Origin of the sequence: Aeromonas sp. 30P, from assembly GCF_051919805.1 — a bacterium.
Taxonomy (GTDB): domain Bacteria; phylum Pseudomonadota; class Gammaproteobacteria; order Enterobacterales; family Aeromonadaceae; genus Aeromonas; species Aeromonas veronii.
This window is the reverse complement of record NZ_JBQBEA010000001.1, coordinates 1,773,290-1,791,914: the sequence shown is the minus strand read 5'-3', so window position 1 is coordinate 1,791,914 and position 18,625 is coordinate 1,773,290. Positions and strand designations below refer to the sequence as shown.

General features: G+C 60.6%; 14 protein-coding genes. 8 read left to right on the top strand and 6 right to left on the bottom strand.

Annotated features, from left to right (window positions below; genetic code table 11):
• Position 1: 1 nt before the first annotated feature.
• From ACTG2B_RS08345 to ydiJ, 5 genes are all read right to left on the bottom strand, one after another.
• Entirely contained in the window at positions 2–484 is a 483-nt protein-coding gene (locus ACTG2B_RS08345) for a molybdopterin-binding oxidoreductase (protein WP_429200618.1), read from the bottom strand.
• 333 nt (positions 485–817) lie between these two features.
• Positions 818–2,719 carry a DEAD/DEAH box helicase gene (locus ACTG2B_RS08340; protein ID WP_005337260.1) on the bottom strand — a complete coding sequence of 634 codons (1,902 nt, stop codon included), beginning with the start codon at positions 2,717–2,719 and terminating at the stop codon, positions 818–820.
• A gap of 180 nt (positions 2,720–2,899) precedes the next feature.
• On the bottom strand, positions 2,900–3,361 hold the full coding sequence (locus ACTG2B_RS08335; RefSeq protein ID WP_064336666.1) for a hotdog fold thioesterase: 462 nt from the start codon (positions 3,359–3,361) through the stop codon (positions 2,900–2,902).
• 168 nt (positions 3,362–3,529) lie between these two features.
• Entirely contained in the window at positions 3,530–4,018 is a 489-nt protein-coding gene (locus tag ACTG2B_RS08330; RefSeq protein WP_129503821.1) for a hypothetical protein, read from the bottom strand.
• Positions 4,018–7,089, bottom strand: a complete 3,072-nt coding sequence (ydiJ, locus tag ACTG2B_RS08325; protein ID WP_439995509.1) for a D-2-hydroxyglutarate dehydrogenase YdiJ — start codon at positions 7,087–7,089, stop codon at positions 4,018–4,020. The genes ACTG2B_RS08330 and ydiJ overlap by 1 nt, the downstream gene beginning before the upstream one ends.
• A 167-nt stretch (positions 7,090–7,256) precedes the next feature.
• Here ydiJ and ACTG2B_RS08320 point away from each other — a divergent pair, with 167 nt between their 5' ends.
• From ACTG2B_RS08320 to ACTG2B_RS08305, 4 genes are all read left to right on the top strand, one after another.
• Complete coding sequence (locus ACTG2B_RS08320) at positions 7,257–8,183, top strand: cation diffusion facilitator family transporter (protein WP_075115152.1); 927 nt, start codon at positions 7,257–7,259, stop codon at positions 8,181–8,183.
• Positions 8,184–8,484: 301 nt separating this feature from the next.
• The gene (locus ACTG2B_RS08315) at positions 8,485–10,020 is read left to right on the top strand and encodes a TerC family protein (protein WP_439995508.1); all 1,536 of its coding nucleotides are present in this window, start codon (positions 8,485–8,487) and stop codon (positions 10,018–10,020) included.
• Between the two features lie 196 nt (positions 10,021–10,216).
• Positions 10,217–11,338: an alkene reductase gene (locus ACTG2B_RS08310; RefSeq protein ID WP_439995507.1), complete on the top strand. Its 1,122-nt coding sequence runs from the start codon at positions 10,217–10,219 to the stop codon at positions 11,336–11,338.
• Between the two features lie 147 nt (positions 11,339–11,485).
• Positions 11,486–12,472: a zinc-binding dehydrogenase gene (locus ACTG2B_RS08305; protein WP_439995506.1), complete on the top strand. Its 987-nt coding sequence runs from the start codon at positions 11,486–11,488 to the stop codon at positions 12,470–12,472.
• A gap of 100 nt (positions 12,473–12,572) precedes the next feature.
• On the opposite strand, the gene ACTG2B_RS08300 is transcribed toward ACTG2B_RS08305, so the two are convergent.
• Entirely contained in the window at positions 12,573–13,637 is a 1,065-nt protein-coding gene (locus tag ACTG2B_RS08300) for an adenosine deaminase (RefSeq protein ID WP_439995505.1), read from the bottom strand.
• A gap of 197 nt (positions 13,638–13,834) precedes the next feature.
• On the opposite strand from ACTG2B_RS08300, the gene ACTG2B_RS08295 reads away from it, so the two are divergent.
• The 4 genes from ACTG2B_RS08295 to asnB all read left to right on the top strand — a co-directional run bounded on the left by ACTG2B_RS08295 (position 13,835) and on the right by asnB (position 18,569).
• A complete protein-coding gene (locus tag ACTG2B_RS08295) occupies positions 13,835–14,584 on the top strand; it encodes an HAD-IIA family hydrolase (RefSeq protein ID WP_005337281.1) in 750 nt (249 codons plus the stop codon).
• A 54-nt stretch (positions 14,585–14,638) separates the two neighbouring features.
• On the top strand, positions 14,639–16,213 hold the full coding sequence (locus tag ACTG2B_RS08290; protein WP_005337288.1) for a cation:proton antiporter family protein: 1,575 nt from the start codon (positions 14,639–14,641) through the stop codon (positions 16,211–16,213).
• A 130-nt stretch (positions 16,214–16,343) separates the two neighbouring features.
• Positions 16,344–16,712, top strand: coding sequence for a cupin domain-containing protein (locus ACTG2B_RS08285; protein WP_204418733.1), 369 nt, complete (start codon positions 16,344–16,346; stop codon positions 16,710–16,712).
• 192 nt (positions 16,713–16,904) lie between these two features.
• Entirely contained in the window at positions 16,905–18,569 is a 1,665-nt protein-coding gene (asnB, locus tag ACTG2B_RS08280) for an asparagine synthase B (protein ID WP_139463991.1), read from the top strand.
• The last annotated feature ends 56 nt before the right edge of the window (positions 18,570–18,625 follow it).

Below are 18,625 nucleotides of genomic sequence, written 5' to 3'. Positions count from 1 at the left end.
CTTATTTGCTCTCGATCGCCGTCAGTTGCCACACCATCCGGCTGTGATAGAGCTCCTTGTTCAGCTCCGGGTGATCAGAGAGGGGATAGATGATCCAGAGCGGCCCCTTGTTGCGCAGGGTCAACATCTTGCCATCCTGCTTCTCGGCCAGCAGTACCGCATATTTATCTCCATCTTCCAGCGGCACAGCCGCCCAGTAGTCATTGATGGCGACCGCCTTGACCTCCCCACTCTTGAGACCATACATCTTGACTAGATCTCGCAGCAGCACGCCACGATAGGTGTGATCCCCCTCGGTCCACGGGGTCTGGGTCTTGACCTCTGTCTGAGGTAAGGCCTCAAACTCGGCCCGGGTCAACACGACCTCCCCTTTACCATTGCAACAGCCATCCCCCTTGATCTTGAGGAAGGGATCATCAGCCAACACCATGCCAGAAACAAGACAGCCGGATAACAGCAGCATCCTGCCAAGCCATCCACCCATGATAGACCTCCGCATCGTACTGTTTGTTTTATTGGTTTCACTCAGCCCACCCACATGACAACGGCAGAGTCACAATGCAAAACAATGTTGCTGCAACCAGCTCACCACAACAGGCAACCAACATCAGGCTGTACCCGAATGCCACCAAAAGCATGGCATCCTGGCTCCGAATGTCACAACTGCATCGGAAAATATTCATGCCCCTTTGGCTCACGACCTGGGTTGTGGAACAAAAATATGACCCCCACAAAGGCAAACTGACGGTACAGTCCCTATCGCAGATACAAAAAAAGGCCGCTCAATGAGCGGCCTTCTTCATAACGGGATCAGCAATCAGCTTTCGCGACGCTTGCCACCGAATTTGCGATCTTTGTTGAAGCCACCTTCACGGCGCTCCCCGCTCTTGTTGAACGGACGGTCACCCTGGGGACGGCGATCCTTGTTGAAAGGACGGTCGCCACGGAACGGACGATCACCACGGGGCGGACGGCTGCTGGTGTTGCCACCGGCCGGCACTTCGGTGTAGCGGGTGATCTGCAGCGGACGCTGGCAAACACGGGCTTTCTTGATCACTTCTAGTACATCGGCGGTCATGCCTTTCGGCAGATCGACGGTGGAGAAGTCATCGGCGATGTCGATGTTGCCGATGAAGCGGCTCTCGATGTTCGCTTCGTTGGCGATGGCGCCCACGATCTGGCCCGGCTTGACACCGTGATGGGCACCCACGTCAACGCGGTAACGCTCCATCTCCACATCCGGGTTGTCTTTCAGCGGACGCGGTTCGAGGGACGGCATGCGACGGGCAGGACGATCGCCACGGTCACCGAAGTCACGACCGCCACGGTCGTTGAAGTCACGGCGCTCGAAGCCACCACGATCGTTGCCAGCATTCAGCAGCGGATCCGGAATGGAGTCATCCAGCAGCAGCGGTTGGTCACCCTGTACCAGCTTGGCCAGTGCGGCAGCCAGCTCCAGCGGATCGGCAGAATCCTCTTCGATCAGCTCGTTTACCAGGTTGTGGTAGATCTCGAGCTCTTCACCCATCATGGTTTCGCGGATGCGCTCCTTGAACTTGGCCAGACGATGCTGGTTGATGTCCTCGGTGCTCGGCATCTTCATCGGCTCGATGGCCTGACGGGTTGCGTGCTCGATGGCGCGCAGCATACGACGCTCGCGCGGAGCGACGAACAGGATGGCTTCGCCTTTACGGCCAGCACGACCGGTACGACCGATACGGTGAACGTAAGATTCGGTGTCGTACGGAATGTCGTAGTTCACTACGTGAGTGATGCGCTCAACGTCCAGACCACGGGCAACAACGTCGGTGGCGATCAGGATGTCCAGCTGGCCCTGACGCAGTTTGTCGACGGTACGCTCACGCAATTTCTGCGGGATGTCACCGTGCAGCGCTTCACAGGCGTGACCACGGGCGGCCAGCTTGCCAGCCAGCTCTTCGGCAGCGTTCTTGGTACGCACGAATACCAGCAGGGCTTCGTAGGATTCCACTTCCAGCAGACGGGTCATGGCGTCCAGCTTGTGCAGACCGGTTACCTGCCAGTAGCGCTGGCGAATAGTGGTTGCGGTAGCAGTCTTGGAGGCGATCTTGATCTCTTTGGGCTGCTTTAGGTGCTTCTGGGCCACGCGACGGATCTGCTCCGGCATGGTGGCAGAGAACAGGGCAACCTGACGAGTGCTCGGGCACTGCTCCATGATCCAGTCCACGTCATCGATGAAGCCCATACGCAGCATTTCATCAGCTTCGTCCAGTACCAGAGCTTTCAGGCCGGAGAGGTCCAGGTTCTTGCGACGGATCAGGTCCATCACGCGGCCCGGAGTACCGACGACAACCTGAGCACCGCGACGCAGAGCGCGGGTCTGGGTTTCGTAGGAGGCACCGCCGTAGATGGGCAGTACGTGGAAATCAGGCATGTGGTGGGCGTAGCGTTGGCACGCTTCAGCCACTTGCAGCGCCAGTTCGCGGGTAGGCGCCAGCACCAGGATCTGGGTGTTGCGGTTACCAGCTTCCAGACGAGACAACAGAGGCAAGGCAAAAGCAGCGGTCTTCCCTGTACCGGTTTGCGCCTGCCCCAGCAGATCGTGTCCCGCCATCAGGTGGGGAATTGCTGCGGCCTGGATCGGTGACGGGCGCTCATAGCCCACGTCCTGCAGCGCTTTCAATACAGGCGCGGCCAGTCCAAGCTCACTAAAAAGGGGCAGTTGTTCGGTATCAGACATAGATTCTTCCAGATTAAGGCAGGCGGCTAACACCGCGGAATAGCAAAAAGGCGGCGATTATAGCGCCACTTTGTTCTGCTGTCTTGAAAAATGTGATAAGCCTCTCAAGACGTTGGCAATTATAGAGGGATCTGACGAGTATGGCTTGCTTATTTTGCACTCATAGTGCGTTATTGCGGATCACTCCTCGCTGGAGTCCTTGCCCCGCTTGTGTTTGAGCACCGCCATGGTCAGTCGGCTGGTGCACAATAAACGCTCACGTTCGTCCCGAATTTCAATCTGCCACACCTGGGTTGTTGCTCCCAGATGGAGCGGCGTGCAACGCCCGGTCACCACCCCTTCCCGTTTAGCTCGCAGATGGTTGGCATTCACCTCCAGCCCCACACAGTAGCTATCTGGCCCGACCGCCATATTGGCGGCAATCGATCCCAAGGTTTCCGCCAGCACCACAGATGCGCCGCCATGCAGCATGCCAAGGGGCTGGTGAGTGCGATGATCCACCGGCATGGTCGCTTCAAGCCAATCGGTGCCAAAAGCCGTGTAGACGATATCGAGATGGGCCATCAGGGTGTTGCGAGAGGTGGCGTTGAGCCCCTCCAGACTCATGGGTTTACGCCAGATGGGCGCAATATCGTGACTCATTGCGAGCAGACTCCTTATGTAAGCGATGAATGCGTACCGATATGGGTGAAACGCCCTCCATCGGCAACATGGTTCTGTTATATGAGTTGTTGGTTACCAGGTGACGTGTTAACAACGCAGCACCGACCCGGCGCTGCGTGTTACACAATCATGCCCTTAAGCGGGATGTCACCAGGGGTAGGTAACGCCGGGCCACTCGGACCAAGGCACATCTCGCCCCGGCAAGCGGGGGGCTGGCCACTGCCACACCCTGGCGAGCCACTCGCGCAGCTGAATCTCCAGCTCCTCATCCGTGATGGGCGCCTCGGCCACCTTCCAGAAGAAGAGCTCCACCGCTACCTCCGGCAGCACCGAGGGGTAGAGATAAACCCCGCCCCAAAATTGCGGCTCCCGATCTGGGCTCCAGAGGCCATAGGCAAAGGAGCGCTTGGCCAGAAACTCCGACTGCTGCCACTCCAGATCCCCTTCGTGCTGGCTCAGGCTGAAGTTGGCGGAGGGCCAGAGATCGTGCGGGCGAAACAGCTGATGGAGCTGCTCGCGCTCGCGCAACATGGCAACAAACTCCACCACCGCCTGAGCAGGAGTGGCGGGTAACAGCAAGAAACGCGGGTGCCGATAGGCCTTCGGCACCCGAAACCGCTTGGGAAACGTCAGCATCAGAGCAGCTCCAGCAGGGCTTGCAATGGATGTTTGAGCTTTTCCCCCTCCATCCGCTTGACCTGACTGCGGCAGGAATAACCGGTCGCCAGACAGCGCTCCTGTGGCAAACGGGCCAGCGGTTCGGCCCAGCTCAGTCCATAGATCCCCTTGGAGTTCTCCACCTGTTTGACATCATGACCATAGGTGCCCGCCATACCGCAACACCCCACAGAGACCGGCTTCAAACTGGCCCCGAAGCGGCCAAACAGGGTGCTCCAGTCACCGTGAGTGGAGGGCTTGGCGGTCTTCTCGGTGCAGTGGGCAAAGAGATACCAGGGCTCGCTCCCCTCCTCGCTCTTGGTCTTGTCGGTTCGAGCAGGCAACTGATCTACCGGCAGCGAGAGCAGCCACTCCTGCGGCAGCAACACCTGAAAATCACCGCGGGCCGACCCCAGCGCCTTGGCATACTCGTCGCGATAGCAGAGCACCATGGCCGGATCCACCCCCACCATGGGAATGCCAAGCGCCGCCACCTTGTTGAGGAACTGGGCGCTGTTGGCGGCGGTGCGGGCAAAGGCCCGCAGGAACCCCTTGATATGCTGGGGTTTACCGTTGGGTTTAAAGGGCAGCAAGTAGGGCTGGAAGCCGAGCTTGCTGGCGAGTTTCACCAGGTCGCGCACCACGGGGGCGTCGTAATAGCTGGTGAAGGGGTCCTGCACGATGAGCACCACCTGCTTGCGCTGCTCGGCACTCATCCGCTCCAGACCCGGCAGATCAAAATAGCGGGCGCGGTTATCGTGCAGGCTCTCGGCCAGGGTCGGCACCGAGAGCAGCGGCACATCGACCATGCCGATGCTCTTCTCGGTCGCCTTCTGGGCCCACTCTTTTTCGAGGAAGAAGTTGACCAGCTTCGGCGCCTTGGCAAGCAGCGGCGCATAGCTCTCCACCGTGCCGACGAAGTAATCCTTGGGGGCGCGCAGGTAGCGGCCGTGATAAAGCTGCATAAAGCGGGCGCGAAAATCGGGCACATCCACCTTGATCGGGCACTGGCTGGTGCACGCCTTGCAGGCCAGACAGCCCGCCATCGCCTCCATCACCTCGTGGGAGAAATCATACTCGCCGCGCTGTTTGGCACAGCTGTTGCGCACCTTGTCCACCAGCTGTTTGAAGCGCACACCACCGGATTGCAGCGCCACCTCTTCCGCCAGCGGGTCAAAGCCCTGCTCCGCCAGCTGACGCAACCATTCACGCATCAGACCCGCCCGCCCTTTGGGGGAGTGGCGGCGATCACGGCTGATCTTGACCGAGGGGCACATGGGGGAGTCGGTCTCGAAGGTGAAGCAGAGACCATTGCCGTTGCAATCCATGGCGCGGGTGTAGCTGGTGCGCACCGCGAGCGGGATCTGGCGGTCATACTTGCCGCGCTTGGGGCCATCCACCGACACCAGCTCGGCGCCGCTACCGTAGGGGATGCAGATCTTGCCCGGGTTGATGCGGTTGGCAGGGTCGAATACCCCCTTGACCCGCTGCAGCTCTTCCCACAGCTCGCCAAAAAAGGCGGGGCTGTATTCGGAGCGAAAGCCCTTGCCATGCTCGCCCCACATCAGACCGCCATATTTGGCGGTCAACGCCACCACCTGATCGGAGATGCGGCGCAGCAGCACCTCCTGTTCGGGATCGCACAAATCCAGCGCCGGACGCACATGCAGCACACCGGCATCGACGTGGCCAAACATGCCGTAGTCGAGGCCGTGGGCATCCAGCAGAGCGCGAAACTCCATGATGAAATCGGCCAGGGATTCGGGCGGCACGGCGGTGTCTTCAGTGAAGGCCACTGGCTTCTTGCGCCCTTCGGCGTTGCCGAGCAGCCCCACCGACTTCTTGCGCATGGTGTAGATGGTCTCGATGCTCGGCAGGTGGTCACACACCTGATAGCCGATGATCCCCGCCTCGCCCTTGGCCAGCAGCGCGTCGATACGGCGGCAGAGCTCCGCCACCTTGGCCCTGTGTTCTGCCTCGTCGGTGTCGGCAAATTCGACGATGTTGAGCCCCTGCAGATCCTTGCCGGGCACATCCTGAATAAGTTCTTTCACCGAATGCCAGATGATGTCGGCGCGGGCCAACCCCAGCACCCGGGAGTCCACCGTCTCCACCGAGAGAGCCTGCGCCTGCACCATAAAGGGGGCATTACGCAGGGCGGAGGGGAAGCTGTCGTACTTGACGTTGACCAGAGTGCGATAACGCGGGATGGGGGTGATATTGAGTTTGGCTTCGGTGATAAAGCCGAGAGACCCTTCAGATCCGCACAACACCCGACTCACATCCAGCGTGTCGGTATCCGGTTGATATAGGTGCTTGAGATCGTAGCCGGTCAGAAAGCGGTTGAGCTTGGGGAAGGTCGCCTCGATGTCGGCGCGGCGCTCCTTGCCGATGCGATAGAGGGTACGATAGATCTCCCCTTCCCGATTCTCCAGCGCCAGCTTGTCGGCCAGTCGCTCACCGGTCAGCGGCTCGGTGGCCATGATGTCGCCATTCTCCAGCACCGCTTTGAGCCCCAGCACGTGATCCGAGGTTTTACCGTAAACGAGGGACCCCTGCCCCGAGGCATCTGTGTTGATCATGCCCCCTAAGGTAGCGCGGTTGGAGGTGGAGAGATCCGGCGAGAAGAAGTAGCCGTGAGGCTTGAGATAGGCGTTGAGCTGGTCTTTTACCACCCCGGCCTGGGCACGTACCCACCCCTCCTCCAGATTAATTTCCATGATCTGGTTCATATAACGGGAGAGATCGACGATAATGCCGCCGCCCAATGACTGACCATTGGTGCCGGTACCGCCACCACGAGGGAAAAAACTCAAGGCGGCGAACGCCGGCTCTGCGGCCAGCTTGAGCATTGCTGCTATGTCGTCCGCACTGCGCGGATAGAGAACCGCCTGAGGTACTACCTGATAGACGCTGTTATCCGTCGCCATCGCCAACCGGCTTGCATAAGACTTTTCGATATCACCACGAAATGCGCTGCGCTCTAGCAACTCAAGAAACTGCAGGGTTGCGGGTGACAAACTGTCCTGGTAATCGAGTCTCGGGATCATGAATCCTTGTTCCCATCCTTTGCTTGATGCCGGCACGCCGGCGACAACGACTGGCCAGCCGCCTGTCAATGGCAGTCAGGCCAGTCCGCTCACATGTGAGCGGGCAGTATATCAGCTAGAAAACCGCTTGCGCTTGGCAATATTCACCATTTGAAAGGAGGACTTTTATGGCTCACCACAGCCATGTTATCAGTACGCTGGTCACCACCGAAAAACAGGCGCTTACCCTGTCGCTGTTCGGTTGTATCACCTTTGCCATCTTCGGCATCGGCTACGGCCTCTTCGTCGGTTCCAACGCCATCATGCTCGATGGTATCTTCACCCTGTTCAGCATGGGCATGACGGGCCTTGGCCTCATCACCGCCTATCTCGTTACCCGCCCTTCCGATGCGCGCTTCCAGTATGGCTATGCCCACTTCGAGCCCATCACCAACGTCATCAATGGCGCCATTATTCTGCTGCTCTGCCTTGGCGCCCTCTATAGCGGCATCACCACCCTGCTGGATGGCGGACGGGAGATCGATCTCGGCCACGCCCTCATCTATGCCGCCGTCTCCACCTTCTTCTGCGCCATCATCTATCGCATCGAAGCCCAGGTCGCCGAGCAGGTAGACTCCGAGCTGGTGCGGGTCGACTCCAAGGAGTGGCTGGTGGATACCCTGCTCAGCGCCACCCTGCTTATCGGTTTCGTAGTCGCCATTGGCCTGGATGCCATCGGCTACGGCCAATACAACCGCTACATAGACCCGGTGCTGGTCTCGCTGCTGGCCCTCTGCGCCACTCTCATTCCCATCAAGGTGCTCGGCCGCAACCTGCGGGAAGTGTTGAAGATCGCCCCCAAGGGGGATGTGCCACGGCAAGTCGAGCAGGAGATCGAGGCGCTGCGCCAGCGCCACGGCATCGAGTGCTACAGCCATCTGGCCAAAAGCGGTCGCCGCTTCGATCTGGAATTGAACATTCTGGTGGCGCCGGGTCAGGAGTGGCCCGTCGAGCGTCAGGATGCCCTGCGTCAGGAGCTCTGGTCCCGCCTCGGCGATACCCTGGGGGATGCCTGGCTCTCGGTCTGTTTCACCCGCGAAAAGCGCTGGTTGTAACGACCGCACGGGGGAGCGTGGCACGGCCTCCTCCCCCTGCCGCATCACAACCCCATCACGCCCCGCTGACGCTGCTCTTGCCAAATTGGCGCCAGCCGCTATCATCAGGGCTCATTTTTCACCCGAGGTTTTATTGCCCATCATGGACAATCCCCGAAGTTGCCCTTCGTCTCTCTCTGTCAAAGCCTATCTTTTTCTGCTTAATCAGCGCCTCTGAATAACACCTTTGCCTTGCTGTTACTGCGGCCATCGTGCGCCGTGATCACTGTTTGCTCTGTCTGTTTTTATTGAGGTCGTCACAATGGAATTGCTGCTGGATCCCCATATCTGGATCGGTCTGTTTACCCTGATCATTCTGGAAATCGTGCTGGGGATCGACAACCTGGTCTTTATCGCCATTCTGGTGAAAAAACTGCCTCCCGCCCAGCGGGACAAGGCACGCGTCATCGGCCTGTCGCTGGCCCTGCTGATGCGACTTGGACTTCTGAGCGTCATGTCATGGCTGGTCACCCTGACCACCCCGATTTTGCACCTGTGGGATCACCCCTTCTCCGGTCGGGATCTGATCCTGATGGGAGGCGGCCTGTTCCTGCTGTTCAAGGCCACCTCCGAGCTGCACGAGCGGCTGGAAGCCAAACCTCAGGATGACGGCCCGGTCGGCGCCTACGCCAGCTTCGGCGTGGTGATCGCCCAAATTCTGGTGCTCGATGCGGTCTTCTCGCTCGACTCCATCATCACCGCCGTCGGCATGGTGGAACACCTCGGCGTCATGATGGCCGCCGTGACCATCGCCATGATGGTGATGGTGCTCGCCTCCAAGCCGCTGACCCGCTTCGTCAACGCCCACCCCACCGTGGTGGTGCTCTGTCTGAGCTTCCTGCTGATGATTGGCTTTAGCCTGGTGGCGGAAGGGTTCGGCTTCCACATTCCGAAGGGCTACCTCTACGCGGCCATCGGCTTCTCGGTGCTGATCGAGTTTTTCAACCAGCTTGCCCAGCGCAGCGCCATGCGTCACGAATCCAAACAGCCCCTGCGCGAGCGCACCACCGCCGCCATCTTCAAATTGATGGGCAGCAAGGCGTATCAGGACAGACCGGATGACGATCTGGATGCCGCACCTGCCGAACCGCTCAGCTTTGGCGAGGAGGAGCGCTACATGGTGACCGGGGTGCTGTCGCTGGCCGAGCGCTCCATTCGCACCATCATGACGCCGCGCTCGGAGATGGCCTGGATCGATATCAACGACTCCAGCGACGAGATCCGCGCCCTGCTGCAGCGCGAGCCCCACAGCCTGTTCCCTATCTGTGACGGGGATCTGGACGAGGTGATCGGGGTGGTCAAGGCGCGCGATCTGCTGTTTGCCTTGAATGAAGGGCAATCCTTGAGCGAACTGGCCAAGCAGAACGACCCCATTATCGTGCCGCAGACCATCAACGTGATCCGCCTGCTGGCGGAGCTGCGCAAAGCAAAGGGGAGCCTGATTCTGGTCTCCGACGAGTTTGGCGTGATCCAGGGGCTGGTCACCACCCACGATCTGCTGGAGGCCATCGTCGGCGAGCTGCCGGACGAGGACGAAACCCCGGATATCGTGCGCGATGGCGAAGGGTGGCTGATCAACGGCAGCACCAACATCCACCATGTGGAGCAGGTGCTGGAGCATGAGGGGCTGGTGAGCGAGAGCGATGAATACGTGACCCTGGCGGGCATGCTGCTCTCCCACTTCGGCACCCTGCCCACCCCGGGCCAGCAGTTGCAACTGCAGCAGCTCAACTTCGAGGTGATCGAGGTGAGCGAGCGGCGCATCGAGCGGGTGAAAGTGATGCCCGCCGCGGCTTGAGCCTGCCACCAGCAGAATACAGAAGAGGGCCAGACGGCCCTCTTTTTTATGTTTCAACTTTATGGCTCAACGCCTCCTTTCCCGGCGGTTTGTGCTGATTGCTGCATCAAGCACAATTCTCTTGTGCAATTACCCCTCTTTTTCACAACAAGATGGCGGCATAAAGTGGCCTCACTTCCACCATGAGGAACTCAAGATGAGCCACGATCACCTGTTCTGCCCGCTGCGCCTCGGCCAGCTGCACCTTGCCAACCGCATCGTCATGCCCCCCATGACCCGCTCCCGTGCCAGTCAGCCCGGTGATGTGGCCAACGCCATGATGGCGAGCTACTACGCCCAGCGCGCCGAGGCGGGCCTGATCATCAGCGAAGGCACCCAAATCGACCCCATGGGCAAGGGCTATGCCTGGACGCCGGGCATCTACAGCGCCGAGCAGATCGCTGGCTGGAAAGGGGTGACCGATGCCGTGCACGCCAAGGGGGGCACCATCTTCGCCCAGCTCTGGCACGTGGGCCGCGTCACCCATCCGAATAACATCGGCGGCGCCCAGCCCATCTCCGCTTCAGCCCTGCCCGCAGTGGGCGTCAAGGTGTTCGTCGATAACGGCAGCGATGCCCCCGGCTTTGTCGAGACAGTCACTCCGCGCGCCATGACCCAGGCCGATATCGATGCGGTGGTGGGCCAGTTCCGTCAGGCGGCCCGCAACGCCATCAGCGCCGGTTTTGACGGCATCGAGTTGCACGCCGCCAACGGATATCTGATCAACCAGTTCCTCGACTCCGAATCCAACGCCCGCACCGACAATTACGGCGGATCGCTGGAAAACCGGCTGCGCTTTCTCAAAGAGGTGACAGAAGCGGTTAGTAGCGAAATCGGGGCCGAACGTGTCGGGGTGCGTCTTGCGCCACTCACCACCCTCAACGGCACCGTGGATGCCAATCCGCAGGAGACCTATCTGGCCGCCGCCCGCCTGCTGGGCCAGCTCAATGTCACCTACCTGCACATTGCCGAGGCGGACTGGGACGATGCCCCCCTGATGCCGGAGAACTTCAAGCAGGGTCTGCGGGATGCCTTCCCCAACACCCTGATCTACGCCGGTAAATATGATGGCGAGCGGGCACGCGCCGCCCTCGAAGCGGGCTGGGCCGACATGATTGGCTTTGGCCGTCCCTTCGTTGCCAACCCGGATCTGCCGAACCGGCTGCGCCACGGCTATCCGCTGGCCCCCCACGATCCGGCCACCCTGTTTGGCGGTGGCGAGAAGGGGTTGACCGACTACCCCGTCTATCAGGCCGAGGACGCAACCACCAGCCGCTGATTGTCGATGGCCAACCGGCTATGTAACGCAGGCCCCACAGGTTGGGGCCTGCCGTATTGTTGCGCATTAGCAACAGTGATATGACTGACCGAATCACTGCTGCAATAATCTCGTTGTTCTCTCCCCTCGCTTTCACAAGGAGTCATCATGAATCACACCCAAGCCTGGTGCTGGCATGCCCCCGGTGAACCGACCCAGCTTACCCTCGCCGATCTGCCCCTGGCACCGCTCGCCCCTGACGAGGTACTGGTAGCCAATCGGGTTATCGCCTTCAATCCGGTGGACTGGAAGCTGATGGAATATGGCCACTCCAACTGGCAGGACGGTCAGGTGCCCGGCGTCGATGGCATGGGCACTATCGTGGCCCTCGGCGCCAACGTCAGCCATCTGCGCCTCGGTGCCCGGGTCGCCTATCACACCGACCTGCGCCATCACGGCAGCTTTGCCCGCCACACCCGGGTACCAGCCCGCGCCCTGCTGCCGGTGCCCGATGCCCTGAGTGACGAGGCCGCCGCCGCCCTGCCCTGTCCCGGCCTCACCGCGTGGCAGACGCTGGCCAAGTTGCCGCGCCTGCACGGGGAAGCGCTGCTCATCACAGGTGCTGGCAGCAGCGTCGGCCGTTTTGCGGTGCAGCTCGCCCTCCAGCAAGGAGCGCGAGTCTTTGCCAGTGCCAACCCACGCCACCATCAGTGGCTCAAACAGATCGGTGTGCAGGGTGTAGCCGATTATCGGGATCCCGACTGGCTGGCCATCTTGCAGGCGGCCAACGGCAACGAGCCGTTTGAGGGGATCATCGATCTGGTCTCGAGCCAACAGGCTGAGAGCCTGCTGCCCGCCCTTGGCTACTACGGTCACATGGTGACTGTGCTCGGGCGCATCCCGCACAATCCGCTGCCCGCCTTTGCCCATTGCCATTCGTTGCACGAGATTGCGCTGGGCGCCCAGCACGCCTTTGGCACCGACAAGCAGTGGAGCCGACTGGTGGCCGCCGGTGTCGCCATGATGGAGCTGATGGCGAGCGGCGAGCTGACCCTGCCGCCGCTGGTGGTCGGCGACTTTGAGGAACTGCCCACCCTGCTCGAGCGCTTCAAGCGCGAAGGACAGGGAGAGAAGTTTCTGGTGCGGGTGGCATAGCGCGGGCGTCATCCACCAGCAGCAGAAACGCTCGCAACTGAAAATGAGAGAGGCCCGCGATAGCGGGCCTCTCTGCATCCGGGATTAACCTGCCCCTGACTCAGTGCAGCTGCACCCCGTGGCGGGCGGCATGAGTGCGGATGTCACGGGTCAGCCGCGCCTTGTCGGCCAGACTCAGCCAGCTCGCTTCCACCGCATTGAGCGAGAGGCGGCAGAGCTGATCCGCAGTGGCACCGAGATCGTTCGCCAACGCCGCAAAGTTGGCCCCCATGTAACCACCAAAATAGGCGGGATCGTCGGAGTTGATGGTGACGCAGATCCCCTGTTCCAGCAGCCGCAGCACATTGTGGTGGGCCATCTGGTCAAACACCTTGAGCCTGGTGTTGGAGAGGGGGCAGACGGTGAGCGGCAGCCGGGTATCGGCCAGATAGCGCAGCAGCTCGGGATCGTCGGCCGAGCGCACCCCGTGATCGATGCGGCATACCTGCAGCTCGTTGATCGCCTGCCAGATGTAGTCGGCAGGCCCCTCTTCGCCAGCGTGGGCCACCACCGGCAGCCCCAGCTCGCGGCATTTGGCAAAAATCCGGGCAAATTTGCTGGGCGGATTGCCCTTCTCCCCCGAGTCGAGACCGATGCCGTGGATCCGTGACAGGAAGGGCATGGCCTCTGCCAGCGTAGCGAACGCTTCATCCTCGCTGAGGTGGCGCAAAAAGCTCATGATAAGCCGCCAGCTGATGCCAAACTCCTGCTCCCCGCGCTGCAGCGCCCGCTCGATGCCGCCCAGCACAGTGGCAAAGGGGATACCGCGGGCGGTGTGGGTCTGCGGGTCGAAGAAGATCTCCACATGCACCACCTTGTCGGCGGCGCACCGCTCAAGATAGGCCCAGGTGAGGTCGAAGAAGTCCTGCTCGGTCACCAGCACACTGGCACCGCGATAGTAGAGGTCGAGAAAGGATTGCAGGCAGTCAAAGTCATAGGCGGCGCGCACGCTGGCCACGTCAGGCCAGGGCAGTGGCACATTATTGCGGCGGCCCAGCTCAAACATCAGCTCGGGTTCGAGGCTGCCCTCGATATGCAGGTGCAGCTCCAGTTTCGGCAGTCCGGCGATAAATTGCGCGGCGGTGAGGTGTTCGGGGGTGACTGGCTTGGGAATCGGGGTGTCCATGGCAACGGCTCCATCAGCAAAGTGATCCGGCGTCAGCCCCTCCACCAGACTGACCCGACGGCAGCTTTATTGTGCACCGAAGTGGCGAGACAGGGGAGACTTGTCATCAAACAGACTTATAATGGCGTCACAAAAATCATAAATGATTGAACATCTTAACGATTGGCGGCTCGCCTGCGTCCTGACAAGGAGTTTTCATGAAGAAGAACGTCATCTGCGATATCGACGGTGTCATCCTGCACAACAACGATCTCATCCCCGGTGCCGACCGTTTCGTCCATCGCCTGCTGGAGCAGGGCAGCAAGCTCTTGTTCCTCACCAACTACCCGGCCCAGACCCAGAAAGATCTGCAAAACCGCTTCCGCTCCGCCGGGATCGAAGTGCCGGAGGAGTGCTTCTATACCTCCGCCATGGGCACCGCCGACTTCCTCAAGCGTCAGGATGGCAAGAAGGCCTATGTGATCGGTGAAGGGGCGCTGACCCACGAGCTCTACAAGGCCGGTTTCACCATCACCGATATCGACCCGGACTTCGTGGTGGTGGGCGAGACCCGCAACTACAACTGGACCATGATGCAACAGGGGGCCAAGTTCGTCGATCAGGGGGCCCGCTTTATCGCCACCAACCCCGATACCCACGGCCCCATGATGCACCCGGCCTGCGGCGCCCTGTGCGCCCCCATCGAGCGGATGACCGGCAAGAAGCCGTTCTATGTCGGCAAGCCGAGCGCCTGGATCATCCGTGCGGCGCTCAACCGGATGGAGGCACACTCCGACGACACCATCATCATCGGCGACAACCTGCGCACCGACATTCTGGCGGGCTTTCAGGCCGGTCTCGAAACGGTGCTGGTGCTCTCCGGGGTGAGCAAGGTCGCCGATATCGACCGCATGCCGTTTCGCCCGAACCATATTTTCGACTCCGTGGTCGACATCGATATCGTCTAATCACCACCCAAGCGTTAAACAGGGCAGGTCTCTCCTGCCCTTGCAGGATCTGTTATGGAACCCATTCTGATCGCTGTGGCCTTTGGCTGCGGCATGGTAGTCAATCTGATTGGCCTGCCCCCCCTGCTCGGCTTTCTGGCCGCCGGTTTTATCCTCAACGGCATGGGATATGAAAATACTCCTGCCCTGAGCGAGGTAGCCGATCTCGGCGTCACCTTGCTGCTGTTCACCATCGGTCTCAAGCTCAATATCAAGACCCTGATGCGGCGCGATGTGTGGGGTACCACCAGCCTGCACCTGCTGCTCTCCACCCTGCTCTTTACCGTGGTACTGCTGGTCTGCAAGGGACTGGGGCTTGAACTTGCCCTGTCGCTGGACTGGAAGCTGGCGCTGCTGCTGGGCTTTGCCCTCTCCTTCTCCAGCACTGTCTTTGCGGTCAAGGTGCTGGAAGATCGCAGCGACATGAATGCCCTCTACGCCCGCATCGCCATCGGGGTGCTGGTCATGCAGGATGTGTTCGCCGTGGCGTTTCTGGCCTTCTCCAGCGGCAAGTGGCCCAGTATCTGGGCGCTCTGGGTACTGGGATTGCCGCTGCTGCGCCCGCTGCTGTTCAAGCTGCTGGAGCGTGCCGGGCACGGCGAGCTGCAGGTGCTGTTCGGGGTGTTTTTGGCGCTGGTGGTCGGGGCCGCCGGTTTTGAAGTGGTCGGCCTCAAACCGGATCTCGGGGCGCTGATCATCGGCATGATGCTCGCCTCTCATCCGGCTGCGGCAGGGCTTGCCAAGGCGCTCTTTAACCTCAAAGACCTCTTTCTGGTCTGCTTCTTTCTCACCATCGGCCTCAACGGCCTGCCGACCCACGACACCATGCTGCTGGCACTGGCGCTGGTGCTGGCCCTGCCGCTCAAAAGCGTTCTCTACTATCTGGTCTACAGCGGCGCCCACCTGCGGGTGCGTACCGCCCTGCTCTCGACCCTGGCGCTCACCAACTTCTCGGAGTTTGGCCTGATCGTCGCCGCCATTGCAGCCAAGGCGGGCTGGCTCTCCCACGAGTGGCTGGTGGCGGTCTCGCTGGCACTGGCGGCGAGCTTTATGATCTCTGCCCCGCTCAATGCCCAGAGCGAGCGCATTTACCACCGCATCGGCCACTGGCTGCGGGGATTGCAGGCGAGCAACCTCCATCCGGAAGACAGACCTATAGAGCTTGGCGATGCGGAGGTGATCATCCTCGGTATGGGGCGGATCGGTCAGGGGGCCTACTTCGAGCTGGAGAACAAATACGGCAACGTCATCCTCGGGGTGGAGAACGACAGCGAGAAGCTGCCCACCCTGCGCGCCCAGGGGATGAACGTCATCGAGGGGGATGCCACCGATACCGACTTCTGGGACAAGGTGCTGCTCTCCAATCAGGTCAATCTGGTGCTGCTGGCCATGCCCCACCACTCGGGTAATCTCTACGCCATCGAGAAGCTGCGCAGCCACGGATTCAACGGCAAGATCGCCGCCATCGTCCGCTTCGAGGATGATATCGCCTCCTTGCAGGAGCAGGGGGTGGATGCGGTGTTCAACGTCTACAACGAAGCGGGCAGCGGCTTTGCCCGCCATGTGATCCGCCGCTTGCAGCCGCTTTGAGTCGTCGGCCAGCAGCCCTTGGCAAGGGAATGCGCATCGTTTAAGTTATGCACAACCTCGTTTAATAAAACGAACAAACGCGGGGCCGGGATGGCCCCGCGTTCCTATCTGCCGAAGCCAAGGAGGCACCATGAAGACCCTCAACGACTGGATTTTGCTCGATCGCCACGAGGCGGCCCCTACCCCGCTGATGCCCGCCCCCGAGCGCATTAAAGCAGGCCATCCGAGTCAGACGGTGTGGAACCACTACTCCGATCCCAGCCAGCAGTTTCACGTGGGCTTCTGGGCTTGCGAGCCGGGCCGCTGGGCCATCCACTACACCGAGCACGAGTATTGCCAGTTGCTGGAGGGGGATGTGGTGATCCACGACAGTCTGGGCGGCCAGCTAGCCCTCAAACCCGGCGATCAATTCGTGATTCCGGCCGGCTTTGTCGGCGAGTGGGAGACCCTTACCCCCTGTCGCAAGGTCTATGTCATCTTCGAACCCGCCTCTGCTTGACGTTCACGTCACCCAGCCCCGTTGCAGCAGCCCTTATCCTGTTGATCCGCTTGACGCTTACGGCATGATTTTCTGCGGTTTTCCCGCTTGCAAAAGGTTTTTCCGCTAGGCATTGTGTCTGACGAGGAATGTAAATGGAATTTCGAGCCCAAACGTGGGGGGCTCATATAAAAATCAAGAGGATTACCGCCAATGTGTTCAATTTTCGGCATTCTGGATATCAAGTCCGATGCAGTAGCCCTGCGCAAATCGGCGCTGGAGATGTCCAAGCGACTGCGTCACCGCGGGCCTGACTGGTCCGGCGTTTACAGCTCCGACAAAGCCATTCTGGTGCACGAGCGTCTGGCCATCGTCGACCCGGGCAATGGCGCCCAGCCGCTCTACAACCCCGAGCGCACTCACGTATTGGCCGTCAACGGCGAGATCTACAACCACAAAGAGCTGGAGAAAACCCTCAAGGTCGACTTCCAGTTTCAGACCAAATCTGACTGTGAAGTGCTGCTTGCCCTCTACAAGGAGAAGGGCCCGGCGTTTCTCGACGATCTCAACGGCATCTTTGCCTTCATTCTTTATGACGCCGAACAGGATGCCTACCTGATTGGTCGCGACCACATGGGGATCATCCCCCTCTATACCGGCCGCGACGAGCACGGCAACTTCTATGTCGCCTCCGAGATGAAGGCGCTGGTACCGGTCTGCAAGAGCGTCGAAACCTTCCCGCCAGGACACTACCTGTGGAGCAAGGATGGCGAGCTCAAACAGTGGTACAAGCGCGACTGGATGGAGTACGCCGCGGTCGAGCACAACGTCAGCGACAAGGCCGAGCTGAAAGCCGCGCTGGAAGCCGCGGTCAAACGCCAGCTGATGTGCGACGTGCCTTATGGCGTGCTGCTCTCCGGCGGGCTGGACTCCTCCGTCATCTCCGCCATTACCAAGCTCTATGCGGCGCGCCGCATTGAGGACGATGGCAAGAGCGAAGCCTGGTGGCCGCAACTGCACTCCTTCGCCGTAGGGCTGGAAGGGTCTCCGGATCTCGCCGCCGCCCGCAAGGTGGCTGATCACCTCGGCACCATCCACCACCAGATCCACTTCACCGTGCAGGAGGGGCTGGATGCCCTCCGGGACGTCATCTATCACCTCGAGACCTATGACGTCACCACCATCCGCGCCTCCACGCCCATGTATCTGATGGCACGCTACATCAAGGCGATGGGGATCAAGATGGTGCTCTCCGGTGAAGGCTCCGACGAGCTGTTCGGTGGCTACCTCTATTTCCACAAGGCCCCCAACGCCAAAGAGTTCCACGAAGAGAACGTGCGCAAGCTCGCCTCTTTGCACCTCTATGACTGCCTGCGCGCCAACAAGTCGATGGCAGCCTGGGGTGTGGAGGGTCGCGTGCCCTTCCTCGACAAGGAGTTCATGGACGTGGCGATGCGCCTGCAACCCGCCGACAAGATGTGCGGCAAGGGCAAGATCGAGAAGCACATCCTGCGCGAAGCGTTCGAGGATCTGCTGCCCCACGAAGTGGCATGGCGCCAGAAGGAGCAGTTCTCCGACGGTGTGGGCTATTCGTGGATCGACAGCCTGAAGGCGATGGTAGAACAAGAGGTGACGGATCAGATGTTCGAAGCGGCGGCATTCCGCTTCCCCATCAACACCCCGCTCACCAAAGAGGCCTACTTCTATCGCGCCATCTTCGACGAACACTTCCCGCTGGAAGCCGCCGCCCGCACCGTGCCCTACGGCAAGTCGGTCGCCTGCTCCACCCCCACCGCGCTGGAGTGGGATGCCAAGTTCAAGGAGATGGCAGACCCGTCTGGCCGTGCCGTGATGGACGTGCACCAGCAGGGCTACTGAGCCTGCACGCCAAACCGAGCGGGTAACGTCAGATAGCAAAAAGCCCTTCACCATGG

Excerpts from the sequence above, each read along its gene's own strand:
- ACTG2B_RS08305 (WP_439995506.1), top strand. The coding sequence starts at position 11,486 with ATGAATCACACCCAAGCCTGGTGCTGGCATGCCCCCGGTGAACCGACC.
- ACTG2B_RS08335 (WP_064336666.1), bottom strand. The coding sequence starts at position 3,361 with ATGAGTCACGATATTGCGCCCATCTGGCGTAAACCCATGAGTCTGGAG.
- ACTG2B_RS08290 (WP_005337288.1), top strand. The coding sequence starts at position 14,639 with ATGGAACCCATTCTGATCGCTGTGGCCTTTGGCTGCGGCATGGTAGTC.
- ACTG2B_RS08295 (WP_005337281.1), top strand. The coding sequence starts at position 13,835 with ATGAAGAAGAACGTCATCTGCGATATCGACGGTGTCATCCTGCACAAC.
- ACTG2B_RS08300 (WP_439995505.1), bottom strand. The coding sequence starts at position 13,637 with ATGGACACCCCGATTCCCAAGCCAGTCACCCCCGAACACCTCACCGCC.
- ACTG2B_RS08285 (WP_204418733.1), top strand. The coding sequence starts at position 16,344 with ATGAAGACCCTCAACGACTGGATTTTGCTCGATCGCCACGAGGCGGCC.
- ACTG2B_RS08330 (WP_129503821.1), bottom strand. The coding sequence starts at position 4,018 with ATGCTGACGTTTCCCAAGCGGTTTCGGGTGCCGAAGGCCTATCGGCAC.
- asnB (WP_139463991.1), top strand. The coding sequence starts at position 16,905 with ATGTGTTCAATTTTCGGCATTCTGGATATCAAGTCCGATGCAGTAGCC.
- ydiJ (WP_439995509.1), bottom strand. The coding sequence starts at position 7,089 with ATGATCCCGAGACTCGATTACCAGGACAGTTTGTCACCCGCAACCCTG.
- ACTG2B_RS08310 (WP_439995507.1), top strand. The coding sequence starts at position 10,217 with ATGAGCCACGATCACCTGTTCTGCCCGCTGCGCCTCGGCCAGCTGCAC.
- ACTG2B_RS08320 (WP_075115152.1), top strand. The coding sequence starts at position 7,257 with ATGGCTCACCACAGCCATGTTATCAGTACGCTGGTCACCACCGAAAAA.
- ACTG2B_RS08315 (WP_439995508.1), top strand. The coding sequence starts at position 8,485 with ATGGAATTGCTGCTGGATCCCCATATCTGGATCGGTCTGTTTACCCTG.
- ACTG2B_RS08345 (WP_429200618.1), bottom strand. The coding sequence starts at position 484 with ATGGGTGGATGGCTTGGCAGGATGCTGCTGTTATCCGGCTGTCTTGTT.
- ACTG2B_RS08340 (WP_005337260.1), bottom strand. The coding sequence starts at position 2,719 with ATGTCTGATACCGAACAACTGCCCCTTTTTAGTGAGCTTGGACTGGCC.